Source organism: Streptomyces griseochromogenes, assembly GCF_001542625.1.
Lineage (GTDB): Bacteria > Actinomycetota > Actinomycetes > Streptomycetales > Streptomycetaceae > Streptomyces > Streptomyces griseochromogenes.
In genome coordinates this window covers 7,345,556-7,370,665 of sequence record NZ_CP016279.1, presented here as the reverse complement: position 1 = coordinate 7,370,665, position 25,110 = coordinate 7,345,556, and the positions used below count along the sequence as shown (strand labels likewise).

General features: G+C 71.4%; 27 protein-coding genes. 17 read left to right on the top strand and 10 right to left on the bottom strand.

Going from position 1 to position 25,110, the window contains the following annotated elements; translation table 11 throughout:
* Positions 1-164: 164 nt before the first annotated feature.
* On the bottom strand, positions 165-1,307 hold the full coding sequence (locus AVL59_RS31645; protein WP_067311357.1) for a GNAT family N-acetyltransferase: 1,143 nt from the start codon (positions 1,305-1,307) through the stop codon (positions 165-167).
* 534 nt (positions 1,308-1,841) lie between these two features.
* Here AVL59_RS31645 and AVL59_RS31640 point away from each other — a divergent pair.
* The 15 genes from AVL59_RS31640 to AVL59_RS31570 all read left to right on the top strand — a co-directional run bounded on the left by AVL59_RS31640 (position 1,842) and on the right by AVL59_RS31570 (position 14,862).
* Positions 1,842-3,116 carry an ATP-grasp domain-containing protein gene (locus AVL59_RS31640; protein ID WP_067311355.1) on the top strand — a complete coding sequence of 425 codons (1,275 nt, stop codon included), beginning with the start codon at positions 1,842-1,844 and terminating at the stop codon, positions 3,114-3,116.
* Positions 3,113-4,387 carry an MFS transporter gene (locus tag AVL59_RS31635; protein WP_067311352.1) on the top strand — a complete coding sequence of 425 codons (1,275 nt, stop codon included), beginning with the start codon at positions 3,113-3,115 and terminating at the stop codon, positions 4,385-4,387. The genes AVL59_RS31640 and AVL59_RS31635 overlap by 4 nt, the downstream gene beginning before the upstream one ends.
* A gap of 188 nt (positions 4,388-4,575) precedes the next feature.
* Entirely contained in the window at positions 4,576-5,103 is a 528-nt protein-coding gene (locus AVL59_RS31630) for a thiamine pyrophosphate-binding protein (protein ID WP_067311346.1), read from the top strand.
* A gap of 1 nt (position 5,104) precedes the next feature.
* The gene (locus tag AVL59_RS31625) at positions 5,105-5,674 is read left to right on the top strand and encodes a thiamine pyrophosphate-dependent enzyme (protein ID WP_079147108.1); all 570 of its coding nucleotides are present in this window, start codon (positions 5,105-5,107) and stop codon (positions 5,672-5,674) included.
* Entirely contained in the window at positions 5,671-6,678 is a 1,008-nt protein-coding gene (locus AVL59_RS31620) for a beta/alpha barrel domain-containing protein (protein WP_067311343.1), read from the top strand. Before AVL59_RS31625 ends, AVL59_RS31620 begins: the two co-directional genes overlap by 4 nt.
* A complete protein-coding gene (locus AVL59_RS31615) occupies positions 6,675-7,580 on the top strand; it encodes an isocitrate lyase/phosphoenolpyruvate mutase family protein (protein ID WP_067311340.1) in 906 nt (301 codons plus the stop codon). Before AVL59_RS31620 ends, AVL59_RS31615 begins: the two co-directional genes overlap by 4 nt.
* The gene (locus tag AVL59_RS31610) at positions 7,577-8,701 is read left to right on the top strand and encodes a hypothetical protein (RefSeq protein ID WP_067311337.1); all 1,125 of its coding nucleotides are present in this window, start codon (positions 7,577-7,579) and stop codon (positions 8,699-8,701) included. Before AVL59_RS31615 ends, AVL59_RS31610 begins: the two co-directional genes overlap by 4 nt.
* Positions 8,698-9,162, top strand: coding sequence for a YjbQ family protein (locus tag AVL59_RS31605; protein WP_067311334.1), 465 nt, complete (start codon positions 8,698-8,700; stop codon positions 9,160-9,162). The genes AVL59_RS31610 and AVL59_RS31605 overlap by 4 nt, the downstream gene beginning before the upstream one ends.
* The gene (locus tag AVL59_RS31600; RefSeq protein WP_067311331.1) at positions 9,159-10,301 is read left to right on the top strand and encodes a pyridoxal-phosphate-dependent aminotransferase family protein; all 1,143 of its coding nucleotides are present in this window, start codon (positions 9,159-9,161) and stop codon (positions 10,299-10,301) included. The genes AVL59_RS31605 and AVL59_RS31600 overlap by 4 nt, the downstream gene beginning before the upstream one ends.
* Entirely contained in the window at positions 10,301-10,594 is a 294-nt protein-coding gene (locus AVL59_RS31595) for a glutaredoxin domain-containing protein (RefSeq protein WP_067311329.1), read from the top strand. Before AVL59_RS31600 ends, AVL59_RS31595 begins: the two co-directional genes overlap by 1 nt.
* On the top strand, positions 10,591-11,793 hold the full coding sequence (locus AVL59_RS31590; protein WP_067311327.1) for an ATP-grasp domain-containing protein: 1,203 nt from the start codon (positions 10,591-10,593) through the stop codon (positions 11,791-11,793). The genes AVL59_RS31595 and AVL59_RS31590 overlap by 4 nt, the downstream gene beginning before the upstream one ends.
* Positions 11,794-11,796: 3 nt before the next feature.
* Entirely contained in the window at positions 11,797-12,489 is a 693-nt protein-coding gene (locus AVL59_RS31585) for a metallophosphoesterase family protein (RefSeq protein ID WP_067311325.1), read from the top strand.
* On the top strand, positions 12,486-13,640 hold the full coding sequence (locus AVL59_RS31580) for an ATP-grasp domain-containing protein (RefSeq protein ID WP_067311323.1): 1,155 nt from the start codon (positions 12,486-12,488) through the stop codon (positions 13,638-13,640). Before AVL59_RS31585 ends, AVL59_RS31580 begins: the two co-directional genes overlap by 4 nt.
* 82 nt (positions 13,641-13,722) lie before the next feature.
* On the top strand, positions 13,723-14,151 hold the full coding sequence (locus AVL59_RS31575) for a DUF6153 family protein (RefSeq protein ID WP_208870476.1): 429 nt from the start codon (positions 13,723-13,725) through the stop codon (positions 14,149-14,151).
* A gap of 99 nt (positions 14,152-14,250) precedes the next feature.
* Entirely contained in the window at positions 14,251-14,862 is a 612-nt protein-coding gene (locus AVL59_RS31570; protein WP_067311320.1) for a DUF305 domain-containing protein, read from the top strand.
* 49 nt (positions 14,863-14,911) lie between these two features.
* Here AVL59_RS31570 and rocD read toward each other — a convergent pair whose 3' ends face one another.
* From rocD to AVL59_RS31535, 8 genes are all read right to left on the bottom strand, one after another.
* A complete protein-coding gene (gene rocD / locus AVL59_RS31565; protein ID WP_067311318.1) occupies positions 14,912-16,129 on the bottom strand; it encodes an ornithine--oxo-acid transaminase in 1,218 nt (405 codons plus the stop codon).
* Entirely contained in the window at positions 16,129-16,938 is an 810-nt protein-coding gene (ddaH, locus tag AVL59_RS31560) for a dimethylargininase (protein ID WP_067311315.1), read from the bottom strand. Before ddaH ends, rocD begins: the two co-directional genes overlap by 1 nt.
* 164 nt (positions 16,939-17,102) lie before the next feature.
* Positions 17,103-17,588 carry an Lrp/AsnC family transcriptional regulator gene (locus tag AVL59_RS31555; protein ID WP_067311314.1) on the bottom strand — a complete coding sequence of 162 codons (486 nt, stop codon included), beginning with the start codon at positions 17,586-17,588 and terminating at the stop codon, positions 17,103-17,105.
* A gap of 38 nt (positions 17,589-17,626) precedes the next feature.
* Positions 17,627-17,794 carry a hypothetical protein gene (locus AVL59_RS53330; RefSeq protein ID WP_101372805.1) on the bottom strand — a complete coding sequence of 56 codons (168 nt, stop codon included), beginning with the start codon at positions 17,792-17,794 and terminating at the stop codon, positions 17,627-17,629.
* 71 nt (positions 17,795-17,865) lie between these two features.
* Positions 17,866-18,816, bottom strand: coding sequence for a cytochrome c oxidase assembly protein (locus AVL59_RS31550; RefSeq protein WP_067311312.1), 951 nt, complete (start codon positions 18,814-18,816; stop codon positions 17,866-17,868).
* A 182-nt stretch (positions 18,817-18,998) separates the two neighbouring features.
* Positions 18,999-20,024: a 6-phosphofructokinase gene (locus AVL59_RS31545; protein ID WP_067311309.1), complete on the bottom strand. Its 1,026-nt coding sequence runs from the start codon at positions 20,022-20,024 to the stop codon at positions 18,999-19,001.
* A gap of 201 nt (positions 20,025-20,225) precedes the next feature.
* Positions 20,226-20,954, bottom strand: coding sequence for a type 1 glutamine amidotransferase (locus AVL59_RS31540; protein ID WP_067311306.1), 729 nt, complete (start codon positions 20,952-20,954; stop codon positions 20,226-20,228).
* A gap of 20 nt (positions 20,955-20,974) precedes the next feature.
* Positions 20,975-22,213: a Mur ligase family protein gene (locus AVL59_RS31535; RefSeq protein ID WP_067311304.1), complete on the bottom strand. Its 1,239-nt coding sequence runs from the start codon at positions 22,211-22,213 to the stop codon at positions 20,975-20,977.
* A gap of 151 nt (positions 22,214-22,364) precedes the next feature.
* Between AVL59_RS31535 and def the strand changes: the two genes are divergently transcribed.
* Complete coding sequence (gene def / locus AVL59_RS31530; RefSeq protein WP_067311302.1) at positions 22,365-22,904, top strand: peptide deformylase; 540 nt, start codon at positions 22,365-22,367, stop codon at positions 22,902-22,904.
* Positions 22,905-22,998: 94 nt separating this feature from the next.
* Here the strand turns inward: def and AVL59_RS31525 are convergent, their stop codons facing one another.
* Complete coding sequence (locus AVL59_RS31525; RefSeq protein WP_067311299.1) at positions 22,999-23,643, bottom strand: TetR/AcrR family transcriptional regulator; 645 nt, start codon at positions 23,641-23,643, stop codon at positions 22,999-23,001.
* Positions 23,644-23,813: 170 nt separating this feature from the next.
* Here AVL59_RS31525 and AVL59_RS31520 point away from each other — a divergent pair, with 170 nt between their 5' ends.
* The gene (locus tag AVL59_RS31520) at positions 23,814-25,043 is read left to right on the top strand and encodes an acyl-CoA dehydrogenase family protein (protein ID WP_067311296.1); all 1,230 of its coding nucleotides are present in this window, start codon (positions 23,814-23,816) and stop codon (positions 25,041-25,043) included.
* The last annotated feature ends 67 nt before the right edge of the window (positions 25,044-25,110 follow it).

The following is a 25,110-nucleotide window of genomic DNA, read 5'->3' as shown; positions in this document are numbered from 1 at the left end:
GGACCAGGGCATGCCGGGTCATGAGGGCTCTCTCTGCTCGGACTTCGATCGGGCTTCGGAGGGGAAAGACACAGGTGTTCCGGAGGGGAAGCGCACCGGTGTGAAAGGGAAGGGCGGCCGGGACGCGGCACGGCGGATCGCCGTCGCGGCCGGGCGGCCCGGTGTCAGACCGCGTCGGGCGCGGTGAGCCGGGCGGTGACCTCGGCCACGAGGAGCTCCGCCTCGCGCTCGGGCATGGCGGCGGCCAGCTCGTCGAGACGTCTGCGTGAGGTGGTGTCCGCAGCGGGGTCCTCGCCCACGACGGCCCACAGCGGCCGGACACGGGCGCCCCGGCGGCACTTGGCGTCGTACGAGTCCATCCCCAGGTGCAGCCGGCGCAGCCCGTTCTCGTAGCAGTAGCGCAGCGGTTCGTGCACCGTGAGCTGGGCGTACTCGTCCGCGTCGGCCAGGTGTGCGTAGTCCAGGCCGTTCAGGCGCACCGTCAGTTCCCCGCCGATGGCGAAGCACAGGGTGAAGCCGATCATCCGGTCCCCGTCGTAGGCCGCGAAGACCACCGAGAGGTCGTCCAGTTGGTCGGCCAGCCGGCGCAGAAAGCCCCGCAGGTGCTCCACGGAGGTGTCGTGACCGTACTTGCGCTGCACCTGGGCGTGCAATTCGGCCGCTTCCTCCCAGACCTGGGAGAGCCGGAGCCGTCGTGAGCGCAGCCCGCTGTCGGCGTAGCGGCGTTGTTCGCGGCGGAAGTTGGTGCGGCGCTGCTTGGCCGGCAGAGCGGCGACGAAGTCGTCCACGCCGTCCCCGACGACGTCCATGACGCAGTCGGCGCCGACCAGCCGGAGCTGGAGGGAGGCCGAGGGGCGGGCGCGGCGGGCCGCGGCGAGCACGAGGTCCGACTCGTCCGTGGTCAGGAAGGGCCACCACCAGCGGCCCTCGGCGCGGGGTTCGTCCTCGACGGCATCGGCCAGCAGCTCGGCGAGGTCCGCCGTGACGCTGTCCGGACCGGCGCCGGGTGCGTGCAGCAGGCCCGAGCGATAGCCCCGGCGGCCGCCCAGGGTGAGGCGGGGCGGGCCTGCCTCGGCCAGCACCTCCTGTGCCCGGTAGTCGGGATGGGACTCGTCGGGATTCCAGTGTGCGGCGAGTGCGGCCACGGGGTGTCTGTCGCGGACCAGGACGCGGTAGCGGGGTTCGGCGCCTCCCGCGGAGTCGATGAACCGCAGCCATGCGGCGCCGAGGTAGAAGGGTGCTGTTCCGGTGAGGTTCTCCCATTCCGGATGTGGCCGTGCGGCCGCATGAATAGTGTTCGTGGTCATGTGAATTCCCCGTTATAAGGCGTGCCTGGTGCGTCCCCGGTGTGCGCCGTATTCCTTGGGAAAACGGGCGAAACGCCACCGGGCCGAACGGCAGAAGATTTCCGACTGGGGCACGGATGCTTTGCGGAGCGGTCGCCCCCGTGACCCCGAGGAAGAGTTCGGTGCTATTCGGCATCTGGCGAAACGATCTTGCCTGAGGCCACCAGATCGCGGCAAGATCTCCTTCGTGTGGTCAAGATCACGTTCGTGTCGACGTTCTGACCTGCTGTTATAGGGGCAGGTGTCGATAGGTGTGCGGTGTCGGGGGGCCGAGGCGCACAGCTGACTCACAGGTTTCCCCACGGGGCGCCCAAGGCGCCGGAGGGATGCCGCAGGGCGAGTTGCAGGAAGCTACGGGGATGTCTGTTTTCCTGAATTCGCGACTCCGTAGATGGGCCGAAAATGTCCCGCTCGGGATGGCTGTGCCCTGCCCGACACCCTCTCGGAATACTTTGCAGGGGACCGACTAGCCCGCAGCAGCGGGCCGGAGGAAAGATGACCGAAATTTCCGTGGACGCCAGTCGGGTCACACATGTGGCCGTGGGGCTGAGCGTGGCGCTGCTGACGGATCTGGAGCGGATGCTGCCCGAGCGCAGCGTGCTGGTGCTGGACGAGCCCGACACCATCCGGGCCCGCCGTGGGCGGGAGCGGGTCTCGGGCTTCGCGTGCGTCGCGGGCCTGGTCGAAGCGCCCACGCAGGACGAGGCGGGCGCCGAACGGCTGGCCGCCCTGCTGCCCCGTCCCCAGCGGCTGCGAGCGGTGATTCCGGCGCTCGAGTACGGCGTCGTCGCGGCCGCCGCGCTCGCCGACGCCTGGGGCGTGCCCGGGGCGGGCGTGGAGGCCGCCCGCACGCTGCGGGACAAGTCCCTGCTGCGTGCCGTCGCCGGCAAGCACGGCATCGACCAGCCGGAGTGGGAGGTCGTCGAGAGCGCCGACGCCATCGACGCGTTCCGCGGCCGCTTCGGCGGGCGCTGCGTGGTCAAGCCCGCCAACCGGCAGGCCAGCCTCGGCGTACGGCTGCTCGACTCCGGCTCGGACGCCCGCGCCGTCTGGGCGCAGACCACGTCGGCCGACGAGGCGCGGCAGCGCGCCCGGCACGCCCTGCCGCCGAAGTACCTCGTCGAACAGCGGCTTAACGGCCCGGAATTCAGCGTGGAGGCACTGGTCAGGGACGGCCGCGCGGTGTTCGCCAACATCACCGCGAAGAGCGTCCAGCACGGTGACAGCCCGGTGGAGCTCGGCCATGTCGCGCCCGCGCCGCTGCCGCCCGATGTCGCGGAGCGGATGGTGGAGGCCACCCGGCAGCTGCTCGCGGCGACCGGCTTCGGTACGGGCGTGGTCCATGCGGAATGGATTCTGCACGAGGGGCGCCCGCATCTCGTCGAGTGTGCCGGACGGCTCCCGGGCGACTGCATCGATCTGCTCGTCAACCTCAGCCACTCCTGCGATCTGACCCAGGACTATCTGCGGGTGCTCGAAGGAACGGCACCGCGGGTCGCGGGCGGGCCCGGCCGCGCGGCGGCCATCCGCTTCGTGACGGCCGAGCCCGGCGTGGTCACCGCCGTCGAGGGCGTGGACGAGTCCGGCCGGGCCCCCGGCGTCGTGGAGAGCGAGGTCTACGCGGAGCTCGGAGCCACGGTGGGTTCGGTGACCAGTTCGTGGGACCGCCTGGGCCATGTGATCGCGACGGGCGCGACACCCGAAGAGGCCACGGCGCGCGCGGAGCACGCCCGCGACCTGATCCGCGTCACCACCGAGGCCGCCTCGTGACCGGTCGCGGACTGCGCGGCTATGTGCCGCCCGGCCCGGCCGGCCGGCGGCTGGCGGTGATCTCCTTCATCGACTCGGCGGGCACCGGGCTCTACCTGGCCGGCTCCGCCGTGTTCGCCGTGCTCCACGTGGGCCTGTCCGACTCCCAGTTCGGCTGGGCGATGGCCGCCGCCGGCGCGGTCGGGCTCGTCGCGGGGATCCCGCTCGGGCGCCTCGGGGACCGGGTGGGACCGCGCCGGCTGCTGGTGGCACTGCAGTTGTGGCGCGCGGTCTGGTTCTCGGCGCTCGGATTCGCCGGTGACGTCTACTCGTTCACCGTCATCGCCTGCTGTCTGGCGCTCGCCGAGGCCGCGGTGTCCCCGCTGACCCAGGTGGTGGTCGCCGGCGCGGTCGGTGAGGCGCACCGGGTGCGCACGATGGCCATCCTGAGAACGCTGCGCAACGCCGGGTTCTCCATCGGCGCCCTCGGGGCCGCCCCGCTGCTCGCCGCGGGCACCGTCTGGGCCTTCCGCTCGGTCGTCCTCGGCGACGCCGCCTCCTTCGTGATCGCCGCCGTGGTCCTCGCGCGGCTGCGGCTCGCCGCCCATGTGCCCGCCCCGCCGAGCGAGGGCGGTGTCCTCAAGGCGCTGGCCGGGGTGCGCGATCTGCCCTATCTCGGGCTGGCGGGGCTCAACAGCGTGCTCATCCTGCACATGACCCTGCTGTCCGTCGGCATCCCGCTGTGGGTGGTGTCCGGAACCGACGCCCCGGTGGGCGTGGTCGCCGTCCTCACCACCGTGAACACCCTCATGGCCGTCACCCTTCAGGTCCCGCTGTCGCGCCGGGCCGAGGACGAGGCCGGTGCCCGGCGCTGTCTCGTCGGAGCCGGCGTCGCCCTCGCGGTGTGCTGTGCCGCGCTGGCCGCAGCGGGGACCGTGGGGCGCTGGCCGGCGGTGGCCCTTCTGGTGGTGGCGATGGCCGGCATGACGTTCGGCGAGATGCTGCAGTCCGCGGGCGCGTGGGAGCTGTCGTACCGTCATGCGCCGGGCGAGCGGCGCGCCGAGTACCTGTCGGTCTTCAACCTCGGCTTCAGCGTGCAGGAAATCGCCGGACCGGTGCTCTTCACCGGCGTGGTGATCGCCCTCGGCGGCTGGGGCTGGCTCGCCCTGGGTGCCCTCTTCTGCCTCGCCGCCGCGCTCGTACGGCCCGTCGCGGGCCGGCTCGCGGCCTCGCGGGCAGCCGCCGTACCCGCGCAGGCCGACGTCACGGAGTCCGAGCCCGCGTCGAGTTGAACGGCCGACGCACCGGAACGACATCTCGGCGACACCTCGTATCCACCATGTGGACACCCTCTTGTGATAGCCGCGCCTTCAGTGCAAGATCAACTTCAACCGCTTGTAGACGCAATCCCCTTGAGGCGTCTCGCGGACCTTCTTCCTCATTCCAACAGGTTCGACCGCCTGTTTCCGGAGACGAGTTCATGCTTCCCACGACATCCGTCCCTGCTGCCGATTCTCGGCAGAGCACCGCCCAGGCGGTGCTGGACACCCTTCTCACACGGGGGATCACGCACTTCACCGGCGTCCCCTGCTCCCTGCTCAAAGGCCTGTTCAGGCTGCTGGAGTCGCCGGACTGCCCGACGACGTACCTGCCGGCACCGCGCGAGGACAGCGCCCTCGGCGTGGCATCCGGACTCGCCGTCGCCGGTGCGCGTCCCGTGGTCCTCATGCAGAACTCGGGGCTCGGCTACTCGCTGAACGTGCTGACCTCGTTCAACCTCATCTACGACGTCCATCTGCCGCTGATCGTCAGCTGGCGCGGACACGACGGCAACGACGCCGTCGAACACGATGTCATCGGCCGCGAACTGCCGCGTCTGCTCGATCTGTTCGGCCTGAGCTGGAGCGTGCTGGACCCGGCGCGCCCCGCCGAGTCCACCGAGGAGTTCCTGGCCCGGCACGACGCCGGACGAAAGACCTCCGTACTCGTCGTCCGGGAGGGGATCTGACGTGCTGGACATCCGAACGGCCATCGGCGCACTGCTGGAGCGCGAACCCGCCGCGCTCACCGTCAGCACCTGCGGCTACATCACCCGCGACCTGTACAACCTGGCCGACCGGCCGCAGAACTTCTACCTCGTCGGCTCCATGGGCATGGCGGCGCCCATCGGCCTCGGCATCGCCCTCGCCCACCCCGGGCGCCGGGTGCTCGTCCTCGACGGCGACGGCTCGTTCGCCATGAACCCCGGCTGCCTCGCGATGATCGCCGAACACCGGCCCGATCTCGTGCACGTCGTCCTGGACAACGGGGCGCACGAGAGCACGGGAGGACAGCGCACCGCGGTCCTCGGCGACCCGGCCGCCCTGGCCCGCGCCGTCGGCTACCCCGCCGCGTACACGGCCGACAGCCTGGACGCCCTCGCCGCCGTGGAGTTCGACGGCTCGCCCACGCTGCTGCACATCAGGTGCGCCCCGCGCACACACCCGGCGGGCCGCCGCGTCGAGCCGACGCCGCAGCAGCTCGTGGCACGCTTCCGGGACGAGCTGGCCCTCGCGCCGCAGGCGGCGGTGAACCGGTGAAGCCCGTACTGCTGGACTGCACCTTGCGCGACGGCGGCAACCAGAACGACTGGCAGTTCACCCCCGAAGACGTCCGCACCATCGTCAGCACCCTGGACGCGGCGCGGATCGACGTCATCGAGGTCGGCTACCGCGGCGGTTCGGGCAGCCGGTCCAGCGCGACCGCGGGCCCCTCGGCCCACTGCACACCCGAGTACCTCGCGGCCCTGCCCGACGTGCACCACGCCGAACTCGCCGTGATGGCCGTCCCGACCGTGTGCCCCGTCGACGCCCTGGAGGACCTGCCCGACAGCCCGGTCTCCATGGTCCGCATCGCCGCCTACCCGTGGAACATGGCCGGCGTGCCGGAGTACGTGCGCGCCGTACGGCGCCTCGGCCTCAAGGTCGGCGTGAACCTGATGGCCGTCAGCTACACGACCCCCGGGCAACTGGCGGAGATCGCCGACCTGGTGCGCGGCGAGCTGCCCGACGTCTTCTACATCGCCGACTCCTTCGGCGGCCTCACCCCCGACGACGTCCGGCAGCGGATGAGCCTGCTCACCGAGCGCCTGCCGATCCCCGTCGGCGTCCACGCTCACAACAACCTGGGCCTCGCCGCCGCGAACGCGCTCGCGGCCCTGGACGCCGGCGCCGGCTGGCTGGACGCGTCGCTGTGCGCCATGGCGCGCGGCGCCGGGAACCTCGCCACCGAGCAGGCGGCGGCGTTCCTGACCGCCTGGCCCCGCTACGAGACCCACGCGCATCTGCCGACCGTGTGCGAGGCCTCGGAGTACGTCGCCGAACGTGTGCTGCCGCGCCCCATGACGGTGCGCCGCGCGGAGATCGCCGCCGGCATCAACGACCACCACTTCTACTTCCAGGACCGCATCGACAAGATCAGCGCGCAGTTCGGACTCGACCCCTGGGAGGTCGGGCGCCGTCTGGGCGCGAAGCAGCCGCACAAGGTGCTCGACGACGAGGTCGAGCAGGTGTGCCGCGCACTCACGGAAGAGACCTCGTCATGACCCACACCACCGACTCCGCCGCCGGCCGGCTCCTGGCCGCCCTGCGCGCACCCCGGCTCGCCCGTGCCATGGGCGCCCACAACCCGCTCAGCGCACGCCTCGCCGAAGAGACGGGCTTCGACGTCATCTGGTCCAGCGGACTGGAGATCTCCGCCGCCGCCGGAGTGCCGGACGCCAACATCCTGGCGATGCCGGAGTGCCTCGACACCGCCGCGTCGCTGACCGCCGCCGTGGATGTCCCCGTCCTCGCCGACTGCGACTCGGGATTCGGCAACGTCAACAACGTCATCCACATGGTCCGCTCCTACGAGGCGCGCGGCGTGGCCGGCGTGTGCATCGAGGACAAGCAGTTCCCCAAGCTCAACAGCTTCGTCGAGGGCAACCAGGACCTGGCCCCGCTCGACGACTTCGCCGGAAAGATCCGGGCGGCCGTGGACGTCCGCCGCGAACTCGTCGTCGTCGCCCGGCTGGAGGCCCTGATCTCCGGGCTCGGCATGGACGAGGCGCTGCGCCGCGCCGAGGTGTACGAGCGCGCCGGCGCCGACGCCCTGCTCATCCACTCCAAGCGCGACGACCCGGACGAGGTGTTCGCCTTCCGCGAGGCCTACGACGGCGACCTGCCCGTCATCGTCGTACCGACCACGTACAACAGCGTGACCGCCGACGAACTCCAGAGCCGTGGCTTCGCCATGGCGATCTACGCCAACCAGGCGCTGCGCAGCTCGGTGCGTGCCATGCGGCACACGCTCACCCGGATCATGCAGGACGGCACCACCCACCACGTGGAGGACGAACTCGCCCCGCTGAAGGAGCTCTTCGACCTGCAGCGCATGCCGCAGATGCTGGACCAGCAGTCCCGCTACGAGGCCCTCGGCCGGGAGCTGGCGGAGGCCGCGCGATGACCACGACCCTGTCCGGACCCACCCTGCTGCACCTGGACTTCCACGGCACCCTGCTCGACCTGGAGGTCGAGGCAGGCGCAGACGTCGACGGCGCCCTCGCCTTCCTCGGCACCCACCTGGCGGCACGGCCGGCCGAACCGGCCGCCGGTCCGCGCGAGCCGCTGGCGACCCTGCGCGTCGCCGCCGCCCCCGACACCCGGCACACTCCGGCCGGCGCCGCGGACTGGGAGGACATCTACGTCCGCAAGAGCGCGAGCGCGTTCTTCACCGTCCCCGCCCGGCGCACCGCGGCCGACGGCCGCGAGTACCTGGAGTGCACCAAGACGGGTACCCGGTTCGTCTTCGACCGCGCGGCGCGCACCATCGACGTCGCGCTCGGGCCAGAGGGCGCCATGGACCTCGTCGAGCTCGTCCGCGACCTGGTGCTGAAGGAGCAGGAGAACTCCGGAGCCGCGGTCCTGCACGCCACCGCCGCCTACCGCGACGGCACCGCCGTGCTCGTCACCGGATCCAAGGGCGCGGGCAAGAGCACCCTGCTGCTGGAGCTGGTCGAGCACTTCGGCTACCGCGTCCTCAGCGGCGACAAGACCGTGCTGCACGAGCGGCCCGACGGTTCGGTGCTGGCGGCAGGCTGGCCCGACTACCCCCACCTCGGTTACGGCACCATCGCCAAGTACGAGGGGCTCAAGGAGATCGCCGGCATCACCGACGACTACGAGCCGCCCGCGACCCACGCGTTCTCGCCGCTCGGCAAGTTCGCGGTGGACCCCGTCCGGTTCCGCGAGCGCTTCCCGAGCGCCCCGCTCGACGTGCACGTCCCCGTGGCGGCGATCCTGCACCCCGCGATCGGCCCGGGGGAGCGGACCCTGGTCGAGCCCGTGACGGACGACCCGGCGGCCGTGGCCGCGATGCTGAACGCCAACCTGGAGTCGGCGTTCGACGGCGCCAACGCCGGCTGGCACCACTTCCTCGACGACCGGCGCGAGGGGACCGCCGGACACCGCGCCCGCATCGCCCGCGCGCTCGCCTCCGTACCGGCGTGGACCGTGTCCGGCCCCGGCGACCTGGACGCGCACAACCTCCCGCGGGCCGTGCGCGAGGCCGCAGGCGGCGCCCGGTGATCGAACTGAAGGTGCCCAGCACGGGCCTGAACTCCCACTACGACATCACCGACGACGTCGTCCGGCTGCTCGCCGAGCACCACGCGGGCGACGGACTGGCCGGCGTCTTCGCCCACGGCAGCACCGTGGGTCTGACGGTGATGCGCTACGAACCGGGAGCCGTGCAGGACCTGCTCGCCGCGCTGGACCGGATGGCGCCCGCGACCCCCGCCGAGGGCGCCCGCTACCTGCACGAACTGACCACCGGCGACCCCAACGGGTTCTCCCACCTGAAGTCGTCCCTGCTCGGCACGAGCCTGCTCGTGCCCTACGCCGACGGCGCGCTCGGCATGTCGGCCACACACCGCGTCGTCCTGTTCGACTTCGACCTCAAACCGGCCACGCGCCGTGTCCTCATCGACCCGCCCCGCCCTGCCTCGTCCGGGAACGGGCTTCCCACCGGCAAGGAGAGCAACGAGTGAAACTGCGGCTGGCCACACCCGGCCCCACCGAGGTCCCCCAGCGGCTGCTGCTGGCGGGCGCCCGCGAGATCGTGCACCACCGCTCCGCGGAGATGGAGGCGCTGATCGACGAGATCAACGCCGGCCTGCCGCCCCTGTTCGGCACCGGATCCCCGGTCTACACCATCGCCTCCTCGGGCACCGGTGCCATGGAGGCCGCGGTCGCCAACTGTTTCTCCCCGGGCGAAGAGGTCCTGATCGTCTCCAACGGCTACTTCGGCGAGCGCTTCCAGGCGATCTCCCGCGCCTACGGCCTGACTGCGCACGTGGTCGAGAGCCCCTGGGGCACCAGCATCTCGCCGCGGGAGGTGGCCGATGCCCACGCACGCCATCCCGGGATCCGCGGCGTCCTCGTCGTCTACAGCGAGACCTCCACCGGCGCTCTCAACGACGTCCGGGCCATCGGCGAGATCTTCCGGGACACCGACGCGATCGTCGTCGTCGACGCGATCAGCGGTCTGCTGGTGCACCCGGTGGAGATGGACGCCTGGGGCCTGGACGTGGTGCTCGGTGCCTCGCACAAGGGCTTCATGCTCCCGCCGGGCCTGGCGTTCATCGCGCTCTCGGACAAGGCGTGGACCGCCGTGGAACGGTCCGCCGGGCCGAACTACTACTGGTCGTTCCAGCGCCTGCGGCAGTTCTACCCGATGTCCTCCTCGTCCCCGGCCGTCTCGCTGCTGCTCGGCCTGCACGAGTCGCTGAAGATGCTCGGTGAGGAGGGGCTCGACGCCTTCCGCGAGCGCCACGCCGGCCTCGGCCGCGCCGCCGAACGCGCCCTGGTCGCCCTCGGGTTCAGCACCTTCATCCAGCCGCCCCACCGGCGCAGCAACGTGATCACCGCCGCCCTCGCCCCCGAGGGCATCGACACCGGCACGCTGCTGAAGACCCTCTCCGTCAAGTACGGCGTCACCGTCACCGGCGGACAGGCCCACCTCAAGGGCAAGCTCCTGCGGATCGGCCACGTCGGCGCCGCCGACGCCCTCGATCTGTGCGCGGTCTTCGGCGCGCTGGAGATGGCCCTGCTCGACTGCGGCCACCGCTTCACGCCCGGCACCGGCACCGGGGAGATCGTCCGCACCGTCCACGAGGGAGAGAACTGATGCTGGTCCTGTTCCAGCGGGAGACCTGCCCCGACTGCAAGCCGGTCCGTGAACTGCTCACCCGGCTGCAGGTGTCGTACATGAACGTCAACGTGCCCAAGCCCCGCGAGGAGCGGCACGAACTGATCAGGGTCACCGGCAGCAAGTACATCCCGGCCCTGGTGGACGGCGCCACGGTCATCCCCGGCAAGCTGCGGGAGAACGCGGACATCATCGCGTACCTCAAGGAGCGGTTCGGCGATCCGGACGCCGTCCGGGCCGAGCCCGGGCCCGCGGCGGAGAGCCAGGCATGAACGAAGGGGATGTCCGGCGCGCGGCACCGCGCATCGCGGTGATCGCGGGAACCCCGCAACTCGTCTGCGGCGCACGGGCGTTGGGCGTGCGCACCGTCCTGGTGCACGATGCGGGCGGGCCCGTCCCGGGGTGCGCGGACGACGCCGACGAGGTGCTCGCCGTCGATCTGGCCGACACCGGCGCGCTGCACACGGCACTGGCCCGGCTGCACGCCGGACATCCCCTCCAGCGGGTGCTGTCCCTCACGGAGTCCGGACTGCTGCCCGCCGCGGCGGTCGCCGAACGCCTCGGCCTGCCCGGCAACGCGCTGCGCACCGTGCGGCTGCTCCAGGACAAACGGGAGATGCGCACCCTGCTGAACGCGCGCGGACTCAGCCCCGTGCGTACCGCCGCACCGCGCGACGCCGCCGAACTGGCCGCGTTCAGCGCTGCGACGGGCGGCCCGGTGATCCTCAAACCGGCGGCCGGCAGCGGCAGCGAGGCCGTGTTCCGGGTGGAGACACCCGCCGACGCGCAGGACGTCTGGGCGCGGTTCGCCGCGGCCGGCGGAACCGGTCCGGTGGCCGAGGAGTTCCTGGACGGACCGGAGATCAGCGTCGAGACGTTCACGTACGACGGGACGCACACCGTCATCACCATGACCGACAAGGACGTGTGGCCCTCGTTCGTCGAGGCCGGTCACACGGTACCCAGCCGGCTGCCCGCCGGTGTCCGTGAGGAGACCGCCGCGCTGGTGGCCGCCTTCCTCGACGCCGTGGGGCTGCGGGAGGGACCCGCACACACGGAGGTGAAGATCACCTCCGGCGGTCCGCGGATCATCGAGTCGCACAACCGGATCGGCGGGGACAAGATCCGCGAACTCGTCCGCCGCGCCTACGGGCTGGACCTGCCCGCCCTCACGGTCGGCTGCCCCCTCGGGCTGCTCGCGCCGCCGCCCGCCGAACCCGTGGCGTCGGCCGGTGCGGCCATCCGGTTCCTCGCGCCGGCACCGGGGACCGTCCGCCGCATCCGCGTACCCGAGCCGGAGCGGGCCGACGACATCGTGTCCCTGGACGTCGCCGTCGGCGACCGGGTCGGGCCCGTGCGCGGCTCCGACGACCGGGCCGGTCATGTCCTCGTGACCGGGACGGACGCGGCCGACGCCGCCCGGCGCGGCGCGGCACTGCGCGACCGCGTGCTGATCGAGACGGGTGACTGAACCGTGCGCTACGCCGTACTCACCGACGTCCACGGGGACATCGCGGCACTGGGCGAGGTTCTCGCGAGGATCCGGCGGCAGCACGTCGACCACGTGATCTGCCTGGGCGACGTCTTCGAGTGCCGGGTGAGCAAGAGCCGGGCCGCTGCACACGTGTTCCGCACCGTCGAGGACGTCTTCGAGGCGGACCCGCGCACCGCCGAGCTGCTGGACGGGGTGCTGCTGCTGCGCGGCAACCAGGAGGAACGCATCGCCTCCCTGGTGCCGCCCGCACACCTGCCCCCGTGGACACCGCCCCTGCTGCGGGCCCCGTTGGAACACCGCACCGGCTTCGCCGTGTACTGCCACGGACATCCGCTGCCCTGGCGGGAGACGGAGCCGGGGGTGTGGTCGCCGGTGGACGCCGATTTCCCCGGCCGCGTCCTCGTCCACGGCCACCACCACCGCAGTGCCCTGCACCAGGTGCCGCTGCCCGGCACCGGCCACGCCGCCGCCCGGCGGCTGCCCGTGCGCTTCGACGAGCCGGTCCACCTGGCATCCGGTGCCCGTTACGTCGTCAACGTGGGCTCGGTGGCCACGGCCGCGCCCGAACGCGGGCCGTCCCCCGCCTGGGTCGTCGTCGACGAGGACGCCGCCACCGTCACCTACCACCTCTGCGATCCGTCCGGGTCGCGACGCCACGAGGAGAGCGCGTGAGCCGCCGTGTGCTGCTGCTCAGTTCCGACAAGACCGAGGTCCTCCAGGCCCTGAGGGCACGTCAGGACCTGCGTCTGCAGGTGATCACCCGCAAGGCGTACGCGGACCTCTACGAGGGCTGCGACACCGCCTTCGTCGACAGCTTCGAGGATCTGGGCCAGGTCGAGCGGGCCGCGTACGAGCTGTCCCGTGACGGAGCCCCCGAGCGCGTCGTCGCGGCCACCGAGAAGAGCGTCGTGGCCGCCGGCCTCGTCCGCTCCCTGCTCGGCGTGCCCGGTCAGTCCTTCGACCAGTCCCTGTGGGCCGCGCACAAGCGGGCCATGAAGGACCGGCTGCGCGCCGCCGGCGTGCCGGTGACGGACTGCGCGCAGGCCGGCTCCCTGCGGGACGTGCCGCGCGCCGCCGAGCACACCGGCTGGCCGGTGGTGATCAAACCCGTCTTCGGCGCCATGGCGACCAGGACCTACCGCGTCGGCTCCCCGCAGGAGTTCCGGCGCCGGCTCGACGAGGGAGCCTTCGACGACCTCGGCGCGCGGGGCGTGCCCGTACTCGTGGAGCGGCTCGTGGAGTTCTCCGCCGAGTACCACTGCGACGGCGTCGTCCGGGACGGCGTGGTGCGCCGGGCCGCGGTGTCCCGCTACTTCACCGTTCCGCTGGACACGCCCCCCGAGGTCGACAGCGGCTACGTCATGGACCAGTCCGACCCCTTCGCCCAGCAGGTGCTCGAGTTGCACCGCCGGGTGGCCGCCGCGATCGAACTGCGCGACGGCGTCACCCACCTGGAAGTCTTCGGGACCGCGCGGGGCCCCGTCGTCGGTGAGGTGGCGATCCGCCCCGGCGGACTCGGCATCCCGCGGATGGTGCACCACGCGCACGGCTACGACCTGTGGGACGAGTTCGTCCGGGCCGCGCTCGGCGAGCCCCTCGGCCCCCTGTCGCACGAACCGCGCCCCGGCATCGTCGGCCGCACCCAGCTGCCCCCCGTGCCCGGACTGCGCGAGCGGGCCGCCGCCGTCCCCGGCGTCCTGGAGGCACGCGGTCCCGAGGACGGCGGCACGGCGAACGTGGAGGTCCACTTCAGCGCGCCGGACGTACCGCGGGCCGAGTCGGCCCGCACCGAACTGCGCCGTCTGGCCGGTCTGCGGCCCTGACCCGCGCGCGGCCCCTTCGGGCGGAGCGCCGTGCCCCGAACCCCCGGTGGGCGCTCGAGGCCTCCCCCGTACGATGGCTCCGATGCTCAGCACCGGACCACGCGCACCGCGCCCGCCCCGTCGGCGGCAGCGCGTGCTGCTCGTGCTGGCCGTGCTGGTGGGGCTGTTGGGCATGCACGCGCTCGGGCCCGGCGGGGGCCCGGGGCATGCGGAGCACGGTGGTCCGGAGCCCGGTCGTCCGGCGCACCACACCGCCACCGCCACCGTCGCCTCTGCCGCACGGGACGACTGCCCGGACGCCGACGGTCACTGCGGTGGCGGCCGGCTGCACCACGCCGACCCCGCCTGCGCGTCGGGTGCGCTGAACGGCGGCCCGCAGCTGCCCGCCCCGGTCCCCGACCCCGTGGCCGTTCCCGCGCCGGACCCGTGTCCGCGCTCCCGTACGGCCACGGATCCGGAAGGCGCCCGCGCCCCGCCCTCCCTGGCCGAACTCCAACTCCTGCGGATCTAGCGGGCCCCGCCGGCCGCACCGCGCCCGCCCTCTCGGCGGAGCGTGCGCGGTCGTGCTCACGCGTGCCCGACATCCCTCGAGAACCACAGGAGTTCCAGCATGACCACGCCCACCCTGATCCGCCGTGCAGCCCTGACCACGGTCGCGGCGACCGCCGCCCTCCTTCTCGTCGCCTGCGGTGGCGGCGGCGCGGGCGGCCACGCCGGGCACGGCACGTCCGCCTCCCCGGGCGCGTCGGCCACCACCGCCCACAACGCCCAGGACATCTCCTTCGCGCAGGGCATGATCCCGCACCACCGACAGGCCCTGGAGATGGCACGGCTCGCCGCCGGCCGGGCCTCCTCGGCCCGGGTGAAGGATCTCGCCACCCGCATCGAGAACGCGCAGGGCCCCGAGATCCGCACCATGACCGGCTGGCTCAAGGCCTGGGGCGAGCAGGTGCCCATGGCCGGCATGGACCACTCGGGTCACTCCGGCATGACCGGGACGATGAGCGACGGCGACATGGCCGAGCTGCGGAAGGCCGAGGGCAAGGACTTCGACACGAAGTTCCTGTCCATGATGGTCGAGCACCACCGGGGCGCCGTCCAGATGGCCGGCACGGAGAAGGAGAAGGGCGCCTACGGGCCCGCCAAGACCATGGCGGACGCCGTCGTCACCGCGCAGAACGCCGAGATCGAGGAGATGAACGAGCTCCTCGGCAAGAGCTGACGAACGGCCCGTGGGGGCCGGTGCCGCCGGCACCGGCCCCCACGGCGCCTCAGACCAGGACCTTCTCCAGCGCCGCCAGCGCGGAACGCAGTTCCTGCGCCGTGATGGTCAGCGGGGGCGCCAGCCGGATCGTGGAACCGTGGGTGTCCTTCACCAGGATCCCCTCGCGCATCAGACGCTCGCTGACCTCGCGGCCGGTGCCGATCACCGGGTCGATGTCGACGCCCGCCCACAGCCCGCGCGCCCGGAAGCCGACCACACCCTTGCCGACGAGCTCGGCCAGCCCGTCCCGCAGGATCACGCCCAGCTCGGCGGCCCGCCGCTGGTACTCACCGGTCTCCAGCAGCTCGACCACGGCCGTGCCGACCGCCGCCGCGAGCGGGTTGCCGCCGAACGTGGAGCCGTGCTCGCCCGGGTTCAGCACGCCCAGCACCTCGCGCCGGGCTACCACCGCCGACACCGGCACGATGCCGCCGCCCAGCGCCTTGCCGAGCAGCAGCACGTCCGGGACGACGCCCTCGTGCTCCACGGCGAGGGTGGTGCCGGTGCGGCCGAGACCCGACTGGATCTCGTCCGCGATGAACAGACAGCCCTTGCGGCGGGTCAGCTCACGGACGCCGGCCAGATAGCCCTCGTCCGGGATGACGACCCCGGCCTCGCCCTGGATGGGCTCGATCAGCACCGCGGCCGTCGTCTCGTCGACCGCCTCCTCCAGTGCCGCCAGGTCGTTGTACGGCACGATCCGGAAGCCGGGTGCGAAGGGGCCGAAGCCCGTCCGGGCGGTCTCGTCCGTGGAGAAGCTCACGATCGTCGTCGTACGGCCGTGGAAGTTCTCCGCCGCCACCACGATCGTCGCCCGGTCGGCGGGGACGCCCTTCACGTCGTAGGCCCACTTGCGGGCCACCTTGATGCCGCTCTCCACCGCCTCCGCGCCGGTGTTCATCGGCAGCACCATGTCCAGACCGGTCAGCGCCGCGAGCCGCTCGGCGAACTCGGCCAGCCGGTCGTTGTGGAAGGCGCGCGAGGTGAGGGTGAGGCGGTCCAGCTGGCGGTGCGCGGCCTCGGTCAGCGCCGGGTGCCGGTGGCCGAAGTTGAGCGCCGAGTAGCCGGCCAGCATGTCGAGGTAGCGGCGGCCCTCGACGTCCTCCACCCAGGTGCCCTCGGCCCGGGCGACGACCACGGGCAGAGGGTGGTAGTTGTGCGCGAGGACCGGCTCCTCCGCCTTGATCAGGTCGTCGGACGTGCGCTCGTGCGCGGGTGCGGTCATCAGCGGATCTCCTGGGTGCAGCACTTGATGCCACCGCCGGCCTTGTGGAACTCCGACAGGTCGACGGGGACGGGGACGTAACCGTGGTTGTCGAGGCGCTCGGCCAGCGCCTCGGCCTTGGGGGAGATGAAGACGTGCCGGCCGTCGGACACGGAGTTCAGGCCGAAGGCCATCGCGTCGTCGCGGGTGGCGAGCACCGCGTCCGGGTACAGGCGCCCCAGCACCTCCCGGCTGCCCGGCGAGAAGGCCTCCGGGTAATAGACGATGTTGTCGTCGTCCAGGACGAACAGCGCCGTGTCCAGGTGGTAGAAGTACGGGTCCACCAGGGTCAGGCCGATCACCGGGTGCCCGAGGAACTCCTGCGCCTCACGGTGGGCCTCACGAGTGGTGCGGAACCCGGTGCCGGCCAGCACGTACCGGCCCGTCCACACCAGGTCGCCCTCGCCCTCGGTGACCGCCTCGGGGCGGTACACGTCGTAGCCGGCCGCCTTGAACCAGGTGTCGTAGTGCACCGACTCGGGGCGCCGCTCCGCAGCGTGGAACAGGGAGCCGAAGACCCGGCCGGCGACCACGAACGCCGCGTTCGCGGCGAAGACCATGTCGGGCAGGCCCGGGACCGGATCGACCGTCTCGACGCTGTGGCCGTGGGCGCGGTAGGCGCGGATCAGCGCCTGCCACTGCTCCTGGGCCAGATCCACGTCGACCGGTGTGTCGGGATGCATCCAGGGATTGATCGCGTACTGCACGGCGAAGTGTCTGGGTTCGCAGACGAGGAAGCGCCGAGGGCGCGGCACACGGCTTTCGGCCACAGAGGGTTTCCTCCGCTTTCCTGTGTGTCACTGAGGGGTGACACAACGGTAGGAAGTGACGGAGAGGCACGACAAGAAACGAAAGCTGCGCGCATGCGCAGCATCGCTGCGTTCTCACCGGGCAGAACGCACGAGAACTGCGCGCGTGGAGGTTTACTCCTCGATCATTGGGGCGCCGCGTGGGTGGCGCCCGCTTCCGGGCTTTCCGGGAGCAGGTGGGACAGCACCATCACGCTGATCGTCTTCCGGATGAACGGCTCGGCGCGAATCCGCTCCAGCACCTCCTCGAAGTGCTCCACGTCCCGCGCCCGGACATGCAGCAACGCGTCCGCGCCGCCGGTCACCGTCATGGCCGCCGTGATCTCCGGATGGTTGCGCACGACCTCCGCCAGGCGCCGTGGCGGGGCCGCGCCCTCGCAGTACACCTCGACGTACGCCTCCGTGCGCCAGCCGAGCGCGGAGGGCTGCACGGTCGCCGTGAACCCGGTGATCACACCGGTCTCCCGCAGCCGGTCCACGCGCCGTTTGACCGCGGTGGACGACAGCCCGATCGCCCCGCCGATCTCGGCGAAGCTGGTCCTGGCGTTCGCCATCAGCGCGGTGATGATCTTCCGGTCGAGGTCGTCGAAGGACGCGGTCCTGCTGTTCATGCGGGCACTGTAATCAGCCACGCCCGCGGCGCGGGAACCTAGGACTGGGTGACGACCATGGCGAGCGTGAGCAGCCCCAGCACCACCCAGCCGAACCACAGCCAGCCGTTGCTGCCGAGGGCGACCGTGTAGGCCGTCACGACGACGAGCCCGCCGACGGTCATCGCCCCCATCGCCTTGGTGGAACCGTTCGTGGAACCGGGCATCGCGGCACCCTCCTCATGGTCCGTCCTCGACCATGGTGCCCCGATTTCCCCCGGGAGGGGATACGGCGTACTCAGCCCTCGCGCGCGTTGAGCGAAGCCAGGTAGGCGTTGTACGCCTCCAGCTCCTTGTCGCCGTCCCGGTCGGCGGCCCGGTCCTTGCGCTTGGCCTGCCGCTGCTCGGAGCCGTACCACTGGAACAGCAGCGCGATCAGCACCAGCACGGACGGGATCTCGCTGAACGCCCAGGCGATCCCGCCGGCCGCGTTCTGGTCGGAGAGCGCGTCGATGCCGAGCGAGGCGGCCGGGTGCTTGAACGTGTCGATCATCGGCTCCGAGGCCATCATCAACGCGATGCCGAAGAACGCGTGGAACGGCATGCCCGCGAACAGCTCCAGCATCCGCATCAGGTGACCCGGCCGGTGCGGACCCGGGTCCACCCCGATGATCGGCCAGAAGAACACGACACCCACGGCGAGGAAGTGCACCATCATCGCGATGTGCCCGGCCCTCGACCCCATCAGGAAGTCGAACATCGGCGTGAAGTACAGCGCGTACAGGCTCGCGATGAACAGCGGGATGGTGAACACCGGGTGGGTGATGACCCGCATGTACCGGCTGTGCAGCAGTGCGAGGAGCAGCTCACGCGGCCCCTTGCGGCCCTTGCCGGCCACCGGCAGCGCGCGCAGCGCGAGCGTGACCGGGGCGCCCAGCAGGATCAGGATCGGCGAGAGCATGCTGATCACCATGTGCTGCACCATGTGCACGCTGAACATGACCATGCCGTAGTCGTTCAGCTTGGTGCACATGACCAGCATGATGGTCAGCACGCCGACGACGTACGACACCGTACGGGCCACGGGCCAGGCGTCCCCGCGCCGGCGCAGCCGCACGACACCCCACCCGTACAGAGCCAGCCCGGCCACGCAGGCGATGAGGAAGAAGGGATCCGCCGACCACTGAAGCCCCCGCCCCAGCGTGAACGGCGGCAGATCCATCATCATGCCGTGCCCGCTGTGATCCATCCGGCGGCTCCTGATTCGTGGGGGTTGTGCGCTTTCTGTCCGCACTCAGGGTACGGGCGCCCCCGGACACTCCTGTGACCGGGGTGGGCCGCAACGTGCCCCGAAGGGGCGCGGGGAACCGCGCGACAAGCCACGCCGCACCCGCACCCGGCGACGAAACCGAAACCCCTACGGCAAGCCCCCTACAGCACGCACTCGGCCTCTTCGTACCGCTCAGCGGGAACCGTCTTCAGGGTCTCCACGGCCTCCGCCAGCGGCACCATCACGATGTCGGTCCCCCGCAACGCCGTCATCTGCCCGAACTCCCCACGATGCACCGCCTCCACCGCGTGCCATCCGAACCGGGTGGCCAGCACCCGGTCATAGGCGGTCGGCGTCCCACCGCGCTGCACATGCCCCAGGATCACCGGCCGCGCCTCCTTGCCGAGCCGCTGCTCCAGCTCGACCGACAGCTGCCGCGCGATCCCCGCGAAGCGCTCGTGGCCGTAGACGTCCTTGCCGCCCTCGTCGAACTCCATGGAGCCGGGCCGCGGCTTGGCCCCCTCCGCGGCGACCACGATGGCGAACCGCTTGCCCGCCTCGAACCGCTCGCCGACCTTCTTCGTCAACTCCTCGATGTCGAAGGGCCGTTCCGGTACGACGATGGCGTGCGCGCCGGCCGCCATGCCGGAGTGCAGCGCGATCCAGCCGGTGTGCCGGCCCATGACCTCCACGACCAGCACGCGCTGGTGCGACTCGGCGGTGGTCTTCAGCCGGTCGAGGGCCTCGGTCGCGACACCCACGGCCGTGTCGAAGCCGAACGTCACGTCCGTGACAGCGATGTCGTTGTCGATGGTCTTGGGGACACCGACGATGGGCAGACCGTTGTCCGACATCAGCCGGGCCGCCTTCAGCGTGCCCTCGCCGCCGATCGGGATGATCGCGTCCAGGCCGAGCTCCTCGACATGGCCCTTGGCCCGCTCGACGCCGTCCCGCAGGTGCGAGGGCTGGACCCGGGAGGAGCCGAGGATGGTGCCGCCGCGGGCCAGGATGCCGCCCACGGCGTCGAGGTCGAGCTTCATGTAGTCGCATTCCAGGAGGCCCTTCCAGCCGTCCCGGAAGCCGATGACCTCGTCGCCGTGGTCGGCGACGGCGCGGTGCACGACGGACCGGATGACGGCGTTCAGGCCGGGGCAGTCGCCGCCGGACGTGAGGACACCAATGCGCATAGCCCGAAATACCTTCTCAACGTGGGCCGGAAAACCGGACCACGTCGTCCGGCGGATTCCCGGCCACCCTACCGGCGTGAGGGGGTGGCTCCGTAGCGGGCGTCCGCCTGCTGGACGCGCCCGCACATGTGAGCGGACGGACCGTCAGGCGGGCCCACCACGAGCCTGCCGGAAAGCGCTGAGACAGCGCTGAGACGCCGCTTACGCGGGCTGCTGCGCAGCAGTGATGCGTTCCTCGCGGAGCGCCTCGTACCAGCGGTCGTCGATCGGCGGCAGCGCGTTGACGTCGAGCGCCAGCTTCAGCAGCAGGTCGGCGATCTGCGGGTTGCGGGCGAGGACCGGCCCGTGCATGTACGTACCGAAGACCGTCCCGTTGTACGCGCCCTCCGTACCGTCCCCGGTGCCGTTGCCCCTGCCGATCTTCACCCGGGCGAAGGGGCGGGCCGTGGGGCCGAGGTGGGTGACGCCCTGGTGGTTCTCGAAGCCGGTCAGCTCGGGCAGGCCGAGCTGCGGGTCGATGTCCCCGAGGACGTCACCGACGCACCGCTCGCCCTCGCCGCGCACCGACACCACGTCGAGCAGGCCGAGGCCGGGCTCGCGCTGGCCGAGGTCGTTGATGAACTCGTGGCCGAGGATCTGGTAGCCGGCGCAGACGGAGAAGACGATCGCGCCGTTCTCCACCGCCCGCTGCAGATGCCCGTCGCGCCGCAGCCGCTCGGCCGCCAGCCGCTGGGGCCGGTCCTCGCCGCCGCCGATGAGGTAGATGTCGCCGGAGGTCGGGATCGGCTGGTCGCTGCGCACGTCCAGGCGGGCCACGTCCAGGCCCCGCTGCCGCGCCCGGCGCTCCACGACGAGCGCGTTGCCCTGGTCGCCGTAGGTGCTCAGCAGGTCCGGGTAGATCCACACCAGCCGCAGTTGGTTGTCGCTCATGAGGTGATCGCCCTTCCTGATCAGTTGCCGACGCGGCGGCGCAGGTCCTGGAACGCGGTGTAGTTCGCGATGACCTCGATCCGTCCGGGCGGGCACAGCTGCACGGCCTGGTCGAGGTTCTCGCACACCTGGAAGTGCTGGTTCGCCACTTCCAGACGGACGGCGAGGTCCAGCTTCCGGTCCCCGATGACGAAGATCGGGTGGCCGGTCAGTCGCGTGTAGTCGACGTCCCACAGCCAGGAGGTGTCGGTTCCGTCGGCCCCGCGCGCGTTCACGGACAGGATCACCGGGGCCGGCGGCGGGTCGATCAGCGAGAACGTCTCCAGCCAGCCGGCCGGGTTCTTCGCCAGCAGCAGCCGCAGGTCACGGCCCTCGAACTGGACGACGTCGTAGCGTCCGGCGACCGCCTGCACCTGGTACATCCGCTCCAGGGCGACCTGCGGCGGCACTCCGAAGACGGCTGCCACGGCCGCGGAGCTGGCCGCGTTCGCCTTGTTCGCGCGGCCCGGCAGCTGCAGATGGATCGGCCAGGCCGACCCGTGCGGGTCCAGCACATGGTCCCCGGACAGCGCCCAGGTCGGCGTCGGCCGGCGGAAGCCGCACTCGCCGCAGAACCAGTCGTCACCGGGGCGCTGCATCACGCCACCGCAGGACGGGCAGGACCAGGCGTCGTCCTTCCACATCTGCCCGGCTGCGACCCAGATCACATTCGGGGACGAGGAGGCGGCCCAGACCACCAGCGGGTCGTCGCAGTTGGCGACGACGACGGCCTTGGTTCCGGCGAGGCCCTCGCGCCAGTTCTCGGCGAGCATCCGGGTCTCGGCCGCGCGGTCCAGCTGGTCGCGCGAGAGGTTGAGCAGTGCGATGCACTTCGGGTCGGTGTCCCGGGCGACTCCGGCCAGGTACTTCTCGTCGACCTCGATGACGCCGAACTTGGCTTCCGAGCCCCCGGCCAGTGCCGAGGTGATGCCGGCCGGCATGTTCGCGCCGAGCGCGTTCGAGACGACCTCGCCCGCGGCCCGCAGGGCCTCCGCGATCAGCCGCGTCGTCGTGGTCTTGCCGTTGGTCGCCGAGACCAGGACGACGTCCAGGTTCTGCGCGAGCCGGGCGAGCAGATCGGGGTCGAGCTTCAGAGCTACCCGGCCACCGATCACCGACCCGCTGCCTCGTCCCGCGGCACGCGATGCCGCAGCGACCGCCTTGCCCGCGGTCACGGCCAGCTTGGCCCGCGGCGTGAGCGGGTCCGAGTTGCCTGCCATCAGTTCTCGATCCTCCTTGCGTACGCGCCGCGCCCTGGGCCATCCGGCAACGTGGTGTGGACCTCAGCCTATCGAGAACCATTCGCACACCCGAATCCCGGCCCATGCCGGAGCGGCGGGCATGAGCTGAACGAACCGTACCCTTGCCGCCATGCGACATGGTTCGATCCCGGGCGCCCGCGGGCGCGTCCGCCCTCTTTCCCTGCTCCACGACCCCGTCCTGCGCGAGCCCTGCCGGGACGTCACGGACTTCGGCTCCGAACTCGCCGCACTCGTGGAGGACTTGTTCGCGACCATGTACGCGACCCAGGGGGTGGGTCTGGCGGCGAACCAGATCGGGGTGCCGCTGCGCGTGTTCGTGTACGACTGCCCGGACGACGAAGATGTGCGACATCTCGGACATGTGGTGAATCCGCGGTTGATGGAGGCGGACGGTGTGGTGATCCGGGGGCCGGAGGGCTGTCTGTCCCTGCCGGGCCTGGAGGCGGGCACGGAGCGCTACGACCACGCGGTCGTCGAGGGTTTCACGGTGACCGGAGAGCCGGTCACCGTGCACGGCACGGGTTTCTTCGCCAGGTGCCTGCAGCACGAGTGCGACCACCTGGAGGGCACGGTGTACGCCGACCATCTGAGCGGCTGGCGCCACCGCAGGCTCATGCGACAGATCGAGCGGGCTTCATGGCGCCGGTGAGCTCTGTATGTCAGGGGCGCGGGAATGTATCGATATGCGGCTCCGCCGCGTGGGCGCGACAAGCTCCCACGCACCCGCAAGTGAGGGGCGGCGGTCAGAACCCCGGACCGCCCATCTTGTCCCCGGCCGCCGCAAGCCGCCCCCACAGGAGATCGGCAAGGGACCGCACCAATTCGGCCCGGGAACAAGGCCGCTCGCCCAGCCACCAGTCACCCGCCGCATGCATCATCCCGACGATCCCGTGCCCCCACACCCGGGCGAGCTGCTGGCTCCCGGGCCCGAGATCCAGCCGCTCCTCGATGACCTGAGCCAGCTCCTCGCCCATCCGCCGAAGCAGCGGAGCCGAATGCTTGCCGACGTCGAACCCTTGGTCGCCGCCGGTGCTGCCCTCCGCCGGATGCATGAGGAACCGGTACACCTGAGGCCGTGCCTCGATCGCCGCAAGATAGGTGTCCAGCGTGGACTCCACGCGCTCGCGCCGATCGGCCGGAGCGTCCAGCGCGGCCCGCAGCGAATCGAGGAGTGCGTCCGTGTGCCGCTTGGCAAGCGCGGCGTAAAGTCCGCCCTTGTCTCCGAAGTGGCGGTACAGGATGGGCTTCGTGATACCGGCCTCCGCGGCGATGGCGTTCATCGAGGCCTGCGGGCCGTCGCGGAGCACCACCCGGTCGGCAGCCTCCAGCAGCTCGCGCCGTCGGCGATCGGCGGACCTCTGCTGATCGGTCCGCTGCGTGGTGTCCATGTGTTCTCCCCACCCGTGCTGGTTCGGTGACGCCTGCGCAAACTAACACTGACTGTGCCCCTGACATCGAACGGGATGCCGAGGTGTCATCGGGAGTTGACTTTTCCTACTCGTCGGTAACAGACTCGGGTTACCGCTAGTAACATCGTACTGCCGCCGCTGGAGGGGACATGGCCGAGTTCACCATGGAGCTGAACGACGAACAGAGGGAAGTCCGGGAGTGGCTCCATGGCTTCGCCGCGGATGTGATCCGCCCCGCGGCCGCCGAGTGGGACGAGCGCGAGGAGACCCCCTGGCCGGTCATCCAGGAGGCCGCGAAGGTCGGCATCTACTCCCTCGACTTCTACGCGCAGCAGTACTTCGACCCCACCGGCCTCGGTATCCCGATGGCCATGGAGGAGCTGTTCTGGGGCGACGCGGGCATCGCCCTGTCCATCGTGGGCACCGGCCTCGCCGCCGTGGGCGTTCTCGCCAACGGGACCGAGGAACAGATCGGCACCTGGATCCCGCAGATGTACGGGGACCAGAACGACGTCAAGGTCGCCGCCTTCTGCTCCTCCGAGCCCGACGCCGGATCCGACGTGGCCTCCATGCGCACCCGCGCGGTGTACGACGAGGTCAAGGACGAGTGGGTGATCAACGGCACGAAGACCTGGGCGACCAACGGCGGCATCGCCAACGTCCACGTCGTCGTCGCCGTGGTCGACCCGGAGCTCGGCTCCAAGGGTCATGCCTCCTTCATCGTCCCGCCGGGCACGGAGGGCCTCGCCCAGGGCCAGAAGTTCAAGAAGCACGGCATCCGCGCCTCGCACACCGCCGAGGTCGTCCTCGACAACGTCCGGGTGCCCGGCTCCTGCCTGCTCGGCGGCAAGGAGAAGCTGGACGAGCGGCTCGCCCGGGCCCGGGAGAAGGCGAAGGCCGCCGGTGGCGAGAGGGTGAAGAACGCGGCGATGGCCACGTTCGAGGCTTCGCGGCCGGCCGTCGGCGCGATGGCGGTGGGCACGGCCCGGGCCGCCTACGAGGTCGCCCTCGACTACGCCACGACGCGTGAACAGTTCGGGCGGCCGATCATCGACAACCAGGGGGTCGCCTTCCAGCTCGCCGACATGCGGACGCAGATCGACGCGGCACGGCTGCTGGTGTGGCGGGCCTCGTGGATGGCGGTCAACGGCAAGCCGTTCACCGCGGCCGAGGGGTCGATGTCCAAGCTGTTCGCCAGCGAGACCGCGAAGAAGGTGACCGCGCAGGCGATCCAGATCCTCGGCGGGAACGGGTACACGCGGGAGTACCCGGTCGAGCGGATGCACCGGGACTCCGCGATCTACACGATCTTCGAGGGGACGAGCGAGATTCAGCGGCTCGTCATCGCGCGGACGCTGGCGGGGATGCCGATCCGGTAGTGCCGTGGGGGGTGCCGGTCCGTCGTGGCTTGTCGCGCCCATGCGGCGGAGCCGCATGTCGACACAG